Origin of the sequence: Haemophilus sp. HMSC066D02 (assembly GCF_001810545.1) — a bacterium.
Taxonomy (GTDB): domain Bacteria; phylum Pseudomonadota; class Gammaproteobacteria; order Enterobacterales; family Pasteurellaceae; genus Haemophilus_D.
Genome location: NZ_KV801813.1, coordinates 17,917 through 33,350 on the forward strand (window position 1 = coordinate 17,917; position 15,434 = coordinate 33,350).

14 protein-coding genes are annotated in these 15,434 nt (G+C 39.1%); 3 read left to right on the forward strand and 11 right to left on the reverse strand.

Features of this window, described 5'->3' with window-relative positions; translation table 11 throughout:
• The first annotated feature begins 16 nt into the window (after positions 1-16).
• Positions 17-631: a lipoprotein HlpB gene (locus HMPREF2750_RS06490; RefSeq protein ID WP_070583102.1), complete on the forward strand. Its 615-nt coding sequence runs from the start codon at positions 17-19 to the stop codon at positions 629-631.
• A gap of 55 nt (positions 632-686) precedes the next feature.
• On the opposite strand, the gene HMPREF2750_RS06495 is transcribed toward HMPREF2750_RS06490, so the two are convergent.
• The 11 genes from HMPREF2750_RS06495 to HMPREF2750_RS06545 form a co-directional block, all read right to left on the reverse strand.
• Positions 687-1,508, reverse strand: a complete 822-nt coding sequence (locus HMPREF2750_RS06495; RefSeq protein WP_070583178.1) for an ATP-grasp domain-containing protein — start codon at positions 1,506-1,508, stop codon at positions 687-689.
• Between the two features lie 70 nt (positions 1,509-1,578).
• Entirely contained in the window at positions 1,579-2,013 is a 435-nt protein-coding gene (locus HMPREF2750_RS06500) for a pseudoazurin (protein WP_049357412.1), read from the reverse strand.
• A gap of 12 nt (positions 2,014-2,025) precedes the next feature.
• On the reverse strand, positions 2,026-2,799 hold the full coding sequence (locus HMPREF2750_RS06505; RefSeq protein ID WP_005696236.1) for an ABC transporter ATP-binding protein: 774 nt from the start codon (positions 2,797-2,799) through the stop codon (positions 2,026-2,028).
• Positions 2,799-3,848: a FecCD family ABC transporter permease gene (locus HMPREF2750_RS06510; protein WP_070583103.1), complete on the reverse strand. Its 1,050-nt coding sequence runs from the start codon at positions 3,846-3,848 to the stop codon at positions 2,799-2,801. The genes HMPREF2750_RS06505 and HMPREF2750_RS06510 overlap by 1 nt, the downstream gene beginning before the upstream one ends.
• Positions 3,849-3,863: 15 nt before the next feature.
• On the reverse strand, positions 3,864-4,979 hold the full coding sequence (locus HMPREF2750_RS06515) for an ABC transporter substrate-binding protein (RefSeq protein ID WP_070583104.1): 1,116 nt from the start codon (positions 4,977-4,979) through the stop codon (positions 3,864-3,866).
• Between the two features lie 99 nt (positions 4,980-5,078).
• A complete protein-coding gene (locus tag HMPREF2750_RS06520; protein WP_070583105.1) occupies positions 5,079-6,218 on the reverse strand; it encodes a cytochrome-c peroxidase in 1,140 nt (379 codons plus the stop codon).
• 79 nt (positions 6,219-6,297) lie between these two features.
• A complete protein-coding gene (locus HMPREF2750_RS06525) occupies positions 6,298-7,413 on the reverse strand; it encodes a lytic murein transglycosylase (protein ID WP_070583106.1) in 1,116 nt (371 codons plus the stop codon).
• Between the two features lie 33 nt (positions 7,414-7,446).
• A complete protein-coding gene (locus HMPREF2750_RS06530; RefSeq protein WP_070583107.1) occupies positions 7,447-8,250 on the reverse strand; it encodes a glycosyltransferase family 2 protein in 804 nt (267 codons plus the stop codon).
• 23 nt (positions 8,251-8,273) lie between these two features.
• On the reverse strand, positions 8,274-9,155 hold the full coding sequence (locus HMPREF2750_RS06535) for a glycosyltransferase family 2 protein (protein ID WP_070583108.1): 882 nt from the start codon (positions 9,153-9,155) through the stop codon (positions 8,274-8,276).
• The gene (locus HMPREF2750_RS06540) at positions 9,148-10,347 is read right to left on the reverse strand and encodes a hypothetical protein (RefSeq protein ID WP_070583109.1); all 1,200 of its coding nucleotides are present in this window, start codon (positions 10,345-10,347) and stop codon (positions 9,148-9,150) included. Before HMPREF2750_RS06540 ends, HMPREF2750_RS06535 begins: the two co-directional genes overlap by 8 nt.
• Positions 10,348-10,354: 7 nt before the next feature.
• Positions 10,355-11,125, reverse strand: coding sequence for a glycosyltransferase family 25 protein (locus HMPREF2750_RS06545; RefSeq protein ID WP_070583110.1), 771 nt, complete (start codon positions 11,123-11,125; stop codon positions 10,355-10,357).
• 403 nt (positions 11,126-11,528) lie between these two features.
• On the opposite strand from HMPREF2750_RS06545, the gene purR reads away from it, so the two are divergent.
• Positions 11,529-12,539, forward strand: a complete 1,011-nt coding sequence (gene purR / locus HMPREF2750_RS06550; RefSeq protein WP_070583111.1) for an HTH-type transcriptional repressor PurR — start codon at positions 11,529-11,531, stop codon at positions 12,537-12,539.
• Positions 12,540-12,711: 172 nt separating this feature from the next.
• Positions 12,712-15,351, forward strand: a complete 2,640-nt coding sequence (gene ppc, locus HMPREF2750_RS06555) for a phosphoenolpyruvate carboxylase (RefSeq protein WP_070583112.1) — start codon at positions 12,712-12,714, stop codon at positions 15,349-15,351.
• Positions 15,352-15,434 lie beyond the last annotated feature (83 nt).

A 15,434-nucleotide genomic window follows, 5' to 3' on the forward strand; every position in this document is an offset into this window, starting at 1 on the left:
CAATAAAGGATTGTTTATGAACAAATTCACTAAAATCAGCGCAACTGCATTATTTGCATTATTCTTAACTGCTTGTGATAAACCAGCAGATAAACCGGCTCCAGCAAAACCTGAAACCACTCAGCCTGCGCCGGAAGCTAAACAAGAAGCAGCTCAACCTGCTGAAGCAGCAAAACCAGCTGAAGCTACACCAGCGCAAGAACAAGCTGACTACAACAAATTACTTGAATGGAACGCAAGCCAAGCGCAAGCTCAAATGGCTGCTCAACAAAAACTTCAATCTGATTTAACTGCGGCTGTTCAAGCAAAAGATGATAAAAAAATTGAAGAAGCAATCAAAACGTTCAACAAAACTGTTGAAGATACAATTGCAAGCTTAGATAAATTAGATATTACAGCACCTTCAGTGAAAAGCATTAAAGATCAAAATAAAGAAGTGCTTTCATTATCAAGCGAATTATTAGTTGATCAATTAAACTTAGCAACTAAAGCGCCAACTGAAGAACAAACTAAAGCTTACCAAGCTAAAGTTGAAAAACTACAAGCTGCAGTAGCTAAATTACAAAAAGACGGTGCTGATTTAGCACAAAAATTTGCGCCTGCAGCACCAGCTGCTCCAGCTGCAAAATAATTAATCGTTAAAGATGAAAAAACCTTACTGTAAAAAGTAAGGTTTTTTTATGCGCTTATTTTAGTATTCTGCTTCTCAACACATCCATAAATCGCTCTGTCGCCCCTTCCCAACGATCTAAATATAACGCAGGTTCAATCAATTCTAATTCATTCAATAGAAATTGATCGTGAATAATCGTTCCATCTACGCGTGCATAGACGGGCATTTCAGGCAATTTATGTAAAACATGGCATGCTGTTTCAATAATATGATCATCAACCTCTACAGGAATAATTTCAACTTTATATTGTGAATTCGCTCGCCATTCATTTTGAGGTGGCTGTCGGCGAATAGCATGACTAAATACACCATTGAAAAAAATCAAACTAGTTTCACCATTTGTCGCCACTTCAGGAATAAACGGCTGCAACACAACTTGCTCACCATACGCAGAAAGATTAGGTAACGCTTCACCTTGTTTTAGTTTTGTCACCAAATTACCACTCTGCCCTACAGCAGGTTTAATGACAAATTCAGGCCATTCTTGGCGTTCAAGTGCGGTCAAAATTTCAGATGTTTTTGCAGAACAAATAAGGGTTGGGATAACATTGATACCCCAATTCTGTAAATCACATAGGTAGCCTTTATGGCTATTCCATAACATCAATTCCGCAGGATTGATGAACGCATTCTTATGCTGTTTAATCCATTGAGTAAATTCATCATAGAAATTCGCATAATCCCATGCTGCTAAAGGCAGAATAAACTGACTTTGTAATGTTTCTTGCCAAGGTAAAAATTGAGTAGGAATACCTTGATCAGAAAGTTGTGTTTGAACAGGAATAAGATTTTGAGGAGCCGAAGGATAAGTTTTGCAAGTGGTGATTGTAAGCATAGTAAATAATAACGGATTTAAACATAAAGAAGATGCGCCAATCATCAAACTGGCGCATCGATTTCAATAATTATTTTACTTGAGCAAAATATTTTTCAAGACGACCTTTGTTCGTCATAGATTTTTTCTCAAGGTCTTTCACCACTTTCTCTGCTTGTTCTTTGTTTGGTAGATTATCACCCACTTGAATCACACCATTCATATTCATTGAACGGTGTACTGGGCAAGTATAAACATAAACACCTTCTTTATCTAAAGTGATCGTGAGTTCCTGATCTTCTTCAGATTGGAATTTTTGTGCACCTTCAGGAATCGCTTTACTGTGTACAAAGTGGCTTTTATTTTCCGGACGAAATGTCACTGTATCACCTGGTTGTACTTTTAAATAACCCGGTTCAAAAACCATTGAGCCTTCACTGTTTGAATTCAACATTTTGATGTCATGATGAGCGGCTTGAGCAGCAAAACTTAAACCTAATAATGCTGCAAGTGCGATTTTCTTCATTTTAATTTCCTTCTAAGAATGTGCTGATTTACGTTGTGGACGAACCACCGGCAAACCGGCACTACATTGCAATAATTCAACGTTTACACGATATAAACGATTAATGGTTTCTACTTGTAAAACATGATGCGCATCGCCCACGCCTTGTACTTTACCTTCACCAAGTAAAATCAACTCATCTGAAAATTGAGCAGCAAGGCTTAAATCATGTAATACCATTATAGTAATCAGATTTTTCTGTTTCGTATAGGTGTAAACTTCTTCTAATAGATTAAGCTGATGATGCATATCTAACGCACTCACCGGCTCGTCTAACATTAAAATCTGTGGCTCACGTAATAAAACCTGGGCAAACATCACCATTTGACGCTGTCCACCACTGAGATTCAGAATATCACGATGGGCTAAATGACCAATGCCTAATTGTGCCATAATACTTGCTGCTTCAGTGAGAAGCTCATCGCTTACTCGCATCGTTAGACTATCCATTCGTCCCAAAAGGACAACTTCAAGTGCGGTCAAGCTTGCATCTACTCGGCTATCTTGAGGCATATAGCCAATTGGTTTGCGCCAATCTGCTAACTTCGTCCGTTCTAGCTGTTTGCCTTGATAGGTAATCATTCCTTCATGTGGTAATTCACCAAAAATGGTTTTCAGCATGGAGGATTTTCCCGTGCCGTTTGGCCCAAGCACCGTGTAAACTTTACCTTCTTCAAAACGGACATTAATGTGATCAGCAACGGTGAGATCACCTCGTTTTACCGTAAGATTCTTTAATTCTAACATTATTGTCCCCTCTTGTTATTTAAAATAATCCAAAAGAAGAAAGGCACCCCAATAAACGAGGTAACAATCCCCACTGGGAATAATGCACCAGGGATAATAACTTTGGATAATACCGAAGAAAGGGATAAGAATGCCGCACCGACTAACATCGCGCCCGGTAAGAAGAAACGTTGATCTTCACCAAGTAACATTCGAGCAACATGTGGTGCAACTAAGCCGATAAAGCCAATCACGCCAACGAAACTAATTGCTGTCGCCGTCATCATTGCGACAAGAACTAAAACCTTAATACGTAATACTTGCAAATTGATGCCAAGACTCGCTGCACGATCTTCACCTAAACGAAGTGCGGTCAATTTCCAAAGCTCTTTGGAAAGTAATGCGACACAAATTGTGGTGACGACAATAATGATGATTAAACTTTGCCACGTGGCTTTATTTAAGCTACCAAATAGCCAAAAAAGAATTTGCTGCGAGACTTCGGGAGCCGAAATAAATTGTACTAATGAGAGTAAGGATTGGAAAATAAAGAGCAATGCAATCCCTACCAGTACGAGCATTTCAGAATTAAAACGACGTTTAGACGCGAACAAGAAAAGAATCCCTGACGCAAGCATGGTCATGACAAACGCACCAATTGGCACTGCAATTTGTACCGGTAAACCAAAACTTCCGAAAGCAATCACAACAGAAGCCCCAAAACCTGCTGCTGCTGCGAGTCCTAATGTATAAGGACTTGCCATAGGGTTATTTAATAAGGTTTGGATCTCTGCCCCACCTACAGCCAATGTTGCCCCGACTACAAGCGCCATTAATGCCATCGGTAAACGTAAATTATGCACAATATTGTCTGTCATTTTATCGACTTCACCGATGCCGAATAACGCATTCACAACTTCAGATACCGATAGCATCGCTGGGCCTGTCATCACGTCGAGAATAAGACTGACCACGCCAATCACAAGAAAAGATAAAATAACAAACCAGCGTTTGCGTTCAAGCTTACGCTGGTTAGCCACAATATCTGCTACAACAGAATTGTTTTTCATTAATTAACGTTTCCTTTATTTGGTTTCAGGGAAAAGATAAATCGTACCTTCCGGGGTAACCGGTAAGTAGTTTTTATAGAAGTTTAAGTAAGTTTGTTGCGGATCTAAATCTTTAAACAGATCAGGATAAGCGGCTTTAGCTACAAACTGAACTGAAGCACTGTCTGATAGAGTACGAGAGTTCGCATGATAGGCTGCGTAAACACGGTTGTTTTTCACTGCCGGTAATTCAGCCCAACCTGCACGATGTTTAAATGCGTTTAAACGACGTTCTGCTTCTGCTTTTTCAATACCAAAGCCCATTACCATACCGTCTTGATTTTTCTTCAATTCAGTTTCACGGCCTGTAATAATAATCGCATCCGGTTTCGCGGCTAATACTTTTTCAGCAGCTAATGTACCCCATTTACCAATTTCTGCAGGAGCAACGTTTTCTGCGCCTACAAGGCTAATCATTGAGCCCCACATACTTGAGAAGAATGTCATCCCTTGTTCAGCTGGGCCACCACGACCGAACTCTACATACACTTTCGGTTGTTTTGCTAATTTTGCATTTTTAACCGTCGTTTGAATATATTCTACGATATCTTTGTATTCTTTCGCCATTTTCGCGGCACGATCTTTCTGCCCCGTCAATTGGCCAATAATTTCCGTTGATTTGATGTGTTTATCTAAGGTTTGAGCGTTGTAATCTAATACAACAATTGGAATACCCGCTTCATTGATAGCATCTAAATCAGATCCTAGCATTTCGTACTGCCAATCAGCTAAGACTAAAAGATCAGGTTTTAATGAAAGCACTTTTTCCACAGAGAATGTGCCTTCCTCTACTTCACCCACATCATCTAGTTGATTCAATTTTGGCACAGCTTTACTAAATAACTCCCAGCTTGCTGGAGCCCAAGAAGACCATACTTTCTTAGAAAAACCGACAACGTTATCTAACGCTTTATCACCACCAACTGCCATATAATCTTGGTAATAGAAACCAAGCACCACGCGTTTTGCCGGTAAATCAACAGTGACTTCACGATCAAGTATATCTTTTACTTTCACGGGATCAGCATTGGCAAAACCTGCACTTAAACCAAGAATAGTGGCAATCGCTAAAGTTGAAAAACGTCTTTTCATAAGAAAAATCTCCTGAGTAAAATTAAACAATTTAAATGATAATAATTATCGCCACGCATAGTAACGAAAACGATTGCTAAATTCAACTCAGGCGTTTAATTATTCTTCATAAGCTTCGTCAGTTAATGTTTTTAAGAATGCCTCTAACGCATTAATCTCTTCATCTGTAAGCGGTTTAGCTTTTAAAACATCAGGATTAATGGTTTGAGCATATTCGACTTTATCCCAAGCTTTCCCTGTTTCAGGATTCACTTTACGATTAGGATTATTGAAACTGTCTTTAAATAGTAAAACGGTTTTTAAATCGCGGAAAACACCGTTATGCATATAAGGCGCAGTGACACCAATGTTACGCAAAGTTGGGACTTTAAATTTACCTTTTTGCTTTTCATCACCTTTCACCATCGGATTATCCAATAGTCCATTATCTACAAAATCTGCAGCTAATTTATTGTGCTTAATTAATTCTTGATTACTTGGTACGCCGATATTGTAATAGCGGTAATTCGTAAAGGTTTCTTTTGCTGAATTCGCTTCACTTGATTGGTGGCAGTTACTACAATTTGTACGTGTTTTATCGAAAAATAGCGCCTTACCTTCGGCTTCAAGTGCGGTCAATTCTGCTTCACCTTTTAAAGCGCGATCATATTTTGAAGAGAATGGCGCAAATAATTCCTGTTTTTCGAACTCGCCAATGGCTTTTTCCATGATGGCATAAATCTTGTCAGTATCTGCCCAAATACTTTCACCATAAAGATCTGTAATTGGCTTGTAATAGGTAGGATCCGCTTTTAATCGTTCAACAATGGCTTTCTTATCCGGCATGCCCATTTCTACTGGGTTTACTGGTGGCCCACCTGCTTGCTCGGCTAAATCTTTTGCTCGCCCATCCCAGAATTGTCCGCCTACATAATCTTTAATTTTTTTATCAAAATGAAAATCCGGAGAGAACATAGCATAAAGCGCCGTATTGGCATTACGATTACCATGAAGATGAGGATTATCCCCTTCTGAGACCATTTGATTTGCGGAATTCTTACGTTGATCCACAAAGGCGGTATCCGGGCTATGGCAGGTTGAACAGCTTTGTGTTTTATTAAAAGAAATAGATTTATCAAAAAATAACACTTCACCGAGTGCTTTATAATCCAATTCTTTTTTCACTGCTTGATCAGCTAATGCATAATTGCTCTGCATCAAAGGTGCAAACAATAAAATAGAAAGCCATTTTTTTTGCATCGTGTTCTCCAAATATTCAATTTATAGATAAAAAATAATCCAACAAAGCTTTGTTGGATTATAAAAGGAAAATAATTTTCTACAAGCCGGTGGCCATCTTAATGCGATCAGCAAACATACCGATGCTCACACCGAAGTAATTTGATTTGTTCCAATCTAAAATCGTGCGGTAGTTATTGGAGACCAAGAATGCACGCCCAACTTCTTTATCTGGGCGAACTAGCCAAAGATCGGCTTGCGAAAGCGCGGCAAGTTTATCTTGTTCTTGTTGGCTGAAACTCGCCAAGGTGATACCTTTAGACTGCCAGTCACTGAGTGAACGCGCTTTGTTCTTCTCAATACCTGAAAGCGATAAATCTAATGGTTGATTTAATGTTACTTCAACGCCCCAAGGCAATTTGTTATCCCAACCTACCGTGTGAAGATAATTGGCAATTGAAGCAAACGCATCAAATTGGTTTGTCCAAATATCCTTTACGCCATCATCATTGCCATCTGCGGCATAATTTAAGAATGCGCTTGGCATAAATTGGGTTTGTCCCATTGCGCCCGCCCAAGAGCCTAACATTCTGTTACGTTGAATATGATCACGTTCTAACATTTTCATCGCATTCACAAATTCTTTACTGAATAAGGCTTCACGTCTGCCATCAAAAGCCAAGGTGGCTAAAGCTGAAAGCACATCATAGCTACCTTGATAATAGCCAAAGCTACTTTCCATACCCCATAAGGCAAGGATATATTCTTGTTGAACGCCATAGCGTTGGCTTGCTTGTTGTAATGGCGCTTGGACTTCCCAATAACGCTCTTCGGCAATATCTACTTTGTTTTGGGTCAGTACTTTATTCAGATAATTGGTTGTACCGTTTGGATTCGGTAACTGTGGTTGATCCGCATTACGCTGACTTCTACCCGCTTGAGCACGATCCAAATCTACAGCCTTTTGCATATATTGAATATTATTTTGTGCATTCAATACTGACAACGAGACGCCTTCAGCCGCCGCTTTGCCTTTTAAGAACTGTACATAATCATTAAAGTTATCTAAAGTTCTTGGTTTGCTATAAACAGCACTACTGCTTACTGACGGAATACTTTTTGTGGATGACGTGGTTGTTGTCGTATTGCTTGAACAACCCACTAATAAAAGTGCGGTCGATAACGCAGTCATTTTTAACATTGAGATTAAATTCATTTCTTTTCCTTTTTTAATTATCAAAATATCGCATTATTTGCGTAAAAATTGGTTATAAACAGCTTTCAATAATGAGGTTGGTAATAAGCGAGAACCTGAACGCAAGGCAAAGGTGAATAGGCCAGAAAATAAGCCTTGAATACCTAAGCGGTGCTTCAATTTAAACAAACGCCATTCTGCCTTGGCTTGGTTTAAACCACGACGACGCCCTACCATACCATTGCCTACGCGGGCATAAACTAAAATATCCGGCAAGTTTGCCACTTTTTGACCTTGTGCCACAAGCTTAATCCACAGGTAATAATCTTCCTGTAAATCTTCATATCCACCACAATTAATAACCGCACTTTTCTGATATGCAACTGTCATGTGATTGAACGGACAACGTTTTTGCGTAAATTTAACAATATCTTGTGCTTCAGTCGGCACGTTACGATATGCCACGATGTCTTGAATATTTTCGCCAAACTCAGCAATCTGCCCACCGAAAATAATCGTATCCGGATGTTGCTCAATAAACGCCACTTGTTTTGCAAAACGTTCTGGCACACAAATATCATCAGTATCCATACGGAATACCCAATCGTGTGAACAATGTTTCAATCCTTCATTGAGCGCTTTACCTAAACCTAAATTTTTTGGCAATTTCACTAAGTTTAAGGGTAATTTTGTTTCGAATTCAGCAACCACGGCTCCCAATTCTGGTGTGACAGCACCATCAAACACTAACACAATCTCATCTGCCGGATGAGTTTGAGCCACTAGACTTTCAAAACATTCTCTTAAATATTGTGGATTTTCCTTAATATATAAGGACATTAAAACTGAAAATTTCATACTTCTCTATCTAAATAAGTTATCTACATAAACCGTTTCAAATTAATTGCCAATTTAGGTGAAATTAAAACCACAAAGGCAATGACTAGCTGCTTAATGCTTTTCGTTAATTTAAAAATCTCAAAATAGTAAAAAGCCGCTTTACGGGATAAATTCATTATATGTGGGTAGGCCAACATATATTGTGCGTTGATGGCAAAATTCTTTTCTTGCTCTGCCGTTTTCACATAATTTTCACGGATATAATCAATCGCTTTTTGCGTATTAGTCGTATCCGTTGATACGCTAGAACGCTTAGTATGGAACGTACAATAAGTTAATGGTTCTGCTACTTTACACGCTTTAAACGTTGGATCTTGCACAAGTTTCAGCAAGAAATCATAGTCTTCCAATGAACGAAGTGCGGTCGATAATCCGCAAATTTTTAAAAACAGCTCTTTTTTCACCCCAATCATCGGCATACCACCGATTTTATTCGCCAGTAAAATTCGCTCTACGCTAATCTCTTGAGGCTCAATCGGGTTGGTCACATAGCTAAAGCCTTCATTCACCATTTCACATTTAGCTGGATGATAAACAAAGTTAACATCAGTATGCTCAGCAATTACATCGGCTAATTTCTGACATTTATCATTTGCAAAACGATCGTCATCATCAAGGAATAACAACCAATCATTATCGGCATTTCTTGCCCCGATATTACGGCTTTCTGCGGCACCTTGATTGGTTTCGTTACGAATCACTTTAACTGCAAATGGATAAGATTGTGTCACTTCAACAGGTTCTTTCGAGCAATCATCCACAATTACCACATCAAAATTATAGGCGGTCTGCTTGGTTAAACTTTCCAATAACGCAGGAATTTCTTCTTTCCGATTATAAGAAGGCACGATGATACTAAACATCTTTCGGCTCCTTTTGTTTAAATAAAATAAGCTGTTTACCGTGAGTGCCAAAAAGCGATAAGAACATCAACATCACGAACATAATGCCAGGAAAAGCAAAGGTATCCGCTTTGATGTTACAAAATGCCAAAATCACAAAGGCAGAAAGAATAAATTTCCAGCTACCATCAAACCAATTTAAGGCGACTTTACGCACAAAATAGAATGTCACGGCAAAACACACTAAAGCATAAGATACGCCACCATAAAGAATCTGACGTAAGAAACCGGAATCCGTATGACCATAATAACGGCCGACTTCCAACTGCCCTGTCATATACATGCCATCGCCATAAATAAACTGTTTAAGCGTTGGCATGAACAGGTGGTTTTTCATCAATGTATCTGTTGACGAACTGACAAATCCTGCACCGTGTAATAAGTTGATCACGGGTTCTAAAGCATGTGCCACATAAGGATTTTCTGGTAAGAAATACGCCAATAACAATACCAAAATAGCAAATGCAATGAGTGATGGAACATAACGCCATTTGAAATACACTAAAATGCTCACAACCGATAACAGAAGGAATGTACGTCCTGAAATTAATCCGATACATAACATTAAAAATACCAAAATACTTGGAAGCGTATTATGTTTAGCGTTGTATGCCAGTAAGAAATGCAACAGCATTAAATAGAATAAACTCAGTTGGAAAAAGGCGGTTGCGGTGATGTTATATAAGCGATATTCCTGCTCTGAACCATAAAAACGTGCAGGTAACACCGCATTGGTCGAAAGCAAGAAATCAATCATAAATGATGCACCGAGTAAGCCAATCACGCCCACAGCAAACTGTACAACCACACCAAGTTGTAAATCACGCACCACGCTCTGTTGACCATTTACATTGGCATAGAAGGCATTATAAAGTCCCACGCCGAAGATAAATAAAATCAGCTCTTTCACATACATGGTGATGACAGAAAAATCTCGCGTACCGTTAACTAAAAGCGGAATCACACTAAATGCAATCAGCCCAATGATAACGGCTAAACTATCCACGGGCACAGTGATACCTTGTGGTTTCTGTTTTTTAAGGTATTGATAAGCCAATACAACCAATGCCGCTAAGCCCGCGACGAATGACATTCGTACGACATGAAACAACCAAGGATCGTAAAGATAAAAAAGATTAAAAAGTGCTGTCATTTTTACATTATTTTCCTAAATTCTTTTTCACAGCTAAGATTTTTTTGAGTGGATATTTAATTAATTTCTTCACTAAATTATTAGATTTTGAACCGCGAATCGACTCCAAATTACTCACTAGTTGTGGATTTTCAATGGCTACAAGCGGACGAACCACATTGTTATTAATCTGGAATTTGGTTTCAAATAATAAGAAATCATCAGCCAGCCAAAACGATTTTTCTTGTTCGAGTTGCTTTAAAAATGCACGTGCCGCTGATTTTTTAATTAGGTATGCCACCGTCCCCGCAAAATAACTTTTATACGGATAAGCCACGGTGACATCACCAATTGTTTGACGTAAAAATGAGAAGGTGGTTGGATAATTAATTTCCAATTCCACATCATCAAATTCCGCAATTTTTGATTGCCCGATTAATACGATATCTGCATCACATTTTTCGGTTAAAAGTGCGGTTGTGTTTGGCGATAAATTAGCATTAAATAACGCATCATCTTCACAGACTAACGCATAGTCATTTTCCGTCACATTTTGATCTTCCACGATCTGGCGATAAACCGCTAAATGGCTTAATGTACAACCAATTTCGCCTTTTGTGACGTTGCGTCCATAATGCTGTTCAAACTTCGTTGGATTGAACACTTCTGCCAATTCATCCCACTCTTTTTGCATGGTATTAATGGCTGAAAATACAACGAAATCTGCTGTATCCGGTTGAGCAAAAAACAGCTCTCGACGCTGAACATCTTTATCTAGTGAAATCAAATATTTATTCATAATTATCTCAAATTTGGTTTTTGCAGTATTTTGATTACAACAAACGGAAATAGTTGCAAATTATACTAAAGAAATAGTCCAATGGCATGGCTTTTAGCACAACTTTAAAAGCCTTAAAAAAATAACCGCACTTTAAATGCTTAAAGCGCGGTCTATTTTAAATGGATTAGTACGTTATTTCTTTCAATTAAAAAATTGCAGTCGCTAAACCTACTACAACACTTAAAGAAAGCACTACAGCTAACATTGCATAACCAAAATCACTCATTTAAATTTCCCACTTGTTTAGTTAAAGATAACCTATTCTAACAATAAAGCTCGTTTTTTCAAAAATTTTTTATAATTTACTTAACCTATTTGGTGACAGTCTTTATAATGGGAAAAATTCTCTAGAGGCAAAATTATGGCAACAATTAAAGATGTCGCAAAAATGGCTGGTGTTTCCACCACCACTGTTTCACACGTAATTAATAAAACCCGTTTTGTAGCAAAAGAAACCGAAGAGTCGGTGATGCAAGCCATTAAAAGCTTGAAATACTCACCAAGTGCTGTTGCTCGGAGTTTGAAAGTCAACACGACAAAATCCATTGGGATGATTGTGACCACCAGTGAGTCCCCTTATTTTGCTGAAATCATTCATGCTGTTGAAGATCATTGTTATCGTCAAGGCTATTCACTTTTTTTGTGTAATACACAAAATGATCCTGAAAAAATTAAAAACCACGTCGAAATGCTTACCAAAAAACGCGTAGATGGTTTATTGGTAATGTGTTCTGAATACACACAACATTCACTCGATGTACTTTCTAGTTTCTCGTCTGTTCCAATGGTGGTAATGGATTGGGGGCCAAATACAGACACAGATATCATTGAAGACAACAGTTTTACCGGCGGTTATATTGCGACTAAGCACTTAATTGATTGTGGTCATAAAGAGATCGGTCTTATTGCAGGTGAATTAGATAAAACGACGGCAAAAACCCGTTACGAAGGCTTTGTAAAAGCCATGAATGAAGCCAATCTACCAATCCATGAAAATTGGATCATGGAAGGCTTCTTTGAGCCTGAAGATGGTTATGAGTGCATGAACAAGATCCTTTCACAAGACAGCCTACCTACTGCTGTATTCTGTTGTAATGATGTGATGGCATTAGGGGCAATTTCTGCCATTACGGAAAAAGGCTTGCGTGTGCCTGATGATATCTCGATTATCGGCTATGATAATATTCACTCATCGCGTTTCTATGCACCACCACTCACCACGATTCACCAATCGAAGTCTCGTTTAGGTGCACAGGCAGTGAATCTCTTATTTGAACGTATTGCGAATAAAGATAACGACAATCACGAAAAACACCGCATTGCGATCCATCCTGAACTCGTTATTCGAAAATCAGTTCGCAACCTTAAATAAACATTAAACTTTTTGACCGCACTTTGAATTTTATCTAAAAAAGTGCGGTCATTTTTTTACTTATTTTAGCCTTTTTTGATTTAATACAAGTTTTTGACGTATAGCATTTGATCCCGATACATATTTTTGGTTATATCTCTCCTGGTTTTATTTTTTCTTTATCGGAGTTCATATGACTGATGAGTATCGCACTCTCCGCCATAATATTAATATGTTAGGGCGTTTTCTTGGAGAAACCATCAATGATGCGCAAGGCGAAGACATTCTCACTTTAATTGAAAATGTTCGTCAATTGTCCAAACAATCTCGAGCGGGCGATAGCCAAGCGCGTAAAACATTGTTGGATACCCTATCTACCATTTCTAACGAAAACATTATTCCCGTTGCGCGTGCATTCAGCCATTTTCTTAACTTAACGAATATTGCTGAACAATACCAAACGGTCTCTCGTCAACATAAAGATTTACAATCTTCTAATCGTTCATTAAGTGCTTTATTCCAACGCTTAAAAGCATTAAATGTTTCAAAAGAAAAAGTTTACAAAACCGTTGAAAACTTGCTCATTGAGCTAGTATTAACCGCACACCCAACCGAAACCACACGACGTTCGTTAATCCACAAACACGTTGAGATCAATAAATGCTTAAGCAAATTAGAGCACGATGATTTGACGCCTAAAGAACGCGGTATTATTGAACGATTGCTACTTCGTTTAATTGCTGAAGCTTGGCATACCAATGAAATCCGTACTGTTCGCCCTACGCCATTCGATGAAGCAAAATGGGGCTACGCCATGATTGAAAACAGCCTATGGCAAGGGGTGCCGGAATTCTCACGTCAATTAAATGAACATGCTCGTGAATTTTTGGGGTACGATTTACCAGTGGGCTTACGTCCTGTCCGAATTTCTTCTTGGATGGGTGGTGACCGTGATGGCAACCCATTTGTTACTTCAAAAATTACTCAACAAGTACTCTATTTTGCTCGTTGGAAAGCAGCGGATTTATTCTTAAATGACATTAAATCTCTTGCTGATGAATTATCCATGGTGAAATGCACACCTGAATTTACCGAAAAATATGGTGAACATTTAGAGCCTTATCGTTTTGTAGTTAAAGCGCTTCGTGCAAAACTTATCGTCACTCTTGACTACTTTGATGATTGTCTAGCAAATCGTCCGCCACGCGTAAGCCAAGCCGATATCATCATGGAAGATAATCAACTTTGGGAACCACTTTATGACTGCTATCAATCATTAATGGCATGTGGTATGCGTATTATCGCTAATGGTTCCTTACTGGATATTTTGCACCGCATTCGCTGTTTTGGGGTTACCCTTTCACAAATAGATATCCGTCAAGAAAGCACTCGCCATACCGATGCTATTGCTGAAATTACCCGTTATCTTGGCATAGGCGATTATGCACAATGGAGCGAAGCTGAAAAACAATCTTTCTTGGTGCGTGAATTGAATTCTCGTCGTCCATTAATCCCTACCCATTGGGAACCCTCTGCTGAAACCCAAGAAATTTTAGAGACTTGCAAAGTCATTGCCCAACAAAAACAAGGCGTAATTGCTTGCTATATTATTTCCATGGCAAGAAGTGCCTCTGATGTGCTTGCCGTGCATTTATTATTAAAAGAAGCGGGCGTGCCTTATCACATTCCTGTCGTGCCACTCTTTGAAACCTTAGATGACTTGGATGCCTCTGAAGGTGTCATGCGTCAATTGTTTAATATTGGTTGGTATCGTGGCGTGATTAATAATCATCAAATGGTGATGATTGGTTATTCTGACTCTGCTAAAGATGCGGGAATGATGGCAGCTTCATGGGCACAATATCGTGCACAAGAAGCATTAGTCAATTTAACCGAAGAACTGGGTATTGAACTCACTTTATTCCATGGTCGTGGTGGTACGATTGGGCGAGGTGGTGCACCTGCACATGCGGCATTACTTTCTCAACCACCGCGCTCACTTAAAAATGGTTTACGTGTGACTGAACAAGGGGAAATGATCCGATTTAAACTTGGTTTACCCGAAGTCGCAGTTGAAACCTTTGATCTTTACGCCAGTGCAATTTTGGAAGCAAACTTACTTCCACCGCCAGAACCTAAAGCAGAATGGCGTACCGTCATGGATGAGCTTTCCGCTACTTCATGCGATATTTACCGTAGTGTTGTTCGTGGTGATAAAGACTTCGTGCCTTATTTCCGCAGTGCCACACCGGAACAAGAACTGTCTAAACTGCCACTTGGCTCTCGCCCTGCAAAACGTAATCCAAATGGTGGCGTGGAAAGCTTGCGTGCCATTCCATGGATTTTTGCTTGGATGCAAAACCGCTTAATGCTACCAGCATGGCTGGGTGCGGGTGCGGCAATTCAAAAAATTGTAGATGAAGGCAAAGGTCATATTATTGAAGAAATGTGTAAAGCGTGGCCATTCTTCTCTACTCGTGTGGGTATGTTAGAAATGGTGTTCAGTAAAACTGATACTTGGCTTTCTGAACAATATGATCATAACTTAGTGAAAAAAGAGCTTTGGTACTTAGGTGAAAATCTGCGTAATCAACTCAATGCGGATATTAAAACCGTGCTTTCGCTTTCTCACAAAGATGAATTAATGGCGGACTTGCCGTGGATCGCCGATTCTATTGCGTTACGTAATGTTTATACGGATCCACTCAATCTACTTCAAGTGGAATTGCTCCGTCGTTTCCGTGAATCGCCTGAAAACCCAAGCCCTGATGTGGAGCAAGCCTTGATGATTACCATCACTGGTATTGCAGCTGGTATGCGAAATACCGGCTAGTTACGGCAACTAAAAATAAGTGCGGTCAAAAATAATGATAAATTTGACCGCACTTTTTGTTTTCTATTTCTTGCGGTATCATA